Source organism: Oleiphilus sp. HI0086 (genome assembly GCF_001635225.1).
Genome location: NZ_LWFZ01000400.1, coordinates 1 through 681, shown reverse-complemented (window position 1 = coordinate 681; position 681 = coordinate 1). Strand labels below are relative to the sequence as shown.

The 681-nt window shown below is 42.4% G+C and carries 1 protein-coding gene; it reads left to right on the top strand.

Features of this window, described 5'->3' with window-relative positions:
- Positions 1-681: beta-propeller domain-containing protein (locus tag A3756_RS04990; protein ID WP_197481177.1), on the top strand; the 681-nt coding region annotated here is incomplete at both ends.

The following is a 681-nucleotide window of genomic DNA, read 5'->3' as shown; positions in this document are numbered from 1 at the left end:
TAATACTCAAGAAACAGGAGTCGATGAACTCGACTGGCTTAAGACCGACGGAAACCTGATATACAGCTACAATGGAGGTTCCGACATCAATATATTTGAATTATCGGAACAGACAGGTAAACACGAAGCGCTCAATACCATTACCCTCTCTACTTCACGTCATTACTTACAGGGCTTGTATCTGGAAGAAACACTCGAAAACAAAAAACTTATTTCAATCGCTAACGAATACGCTCAAGTCTATAGCGACTACTTCTGGCACTGGAGTGATAGCCGTATCAGTATTGATATGTATGACGTGGAAACACCTGAATCCACCATAGACAAAACCACATCTATACAGATAGAGGGTCAGTATGTCAGCAGCCGAAAAATCGGCTCAAAGCTCTATATCATTAGCCAATACAGTGCCTACCTCGACGACTATGTAATCTATCCCTATGAAGAAGATGATATTAGCCGTAACGAGTCATTAATCAGCAAGGCCACATTAGAAGACCTACTCCCAAGCGTCACCTTAAATGGCCAAACAAAGATTTTACTAGGTGAAAATGATTGCCATATTCCTAACGAGCCAGAAGATTCAACACAACCTACCCTGGCTATCGTTACTAAAATCGACCTTGGCGCTTCACATGATATGGCGCTTTCAGATATAAAATCCAGCTGCATCGCCGCCCC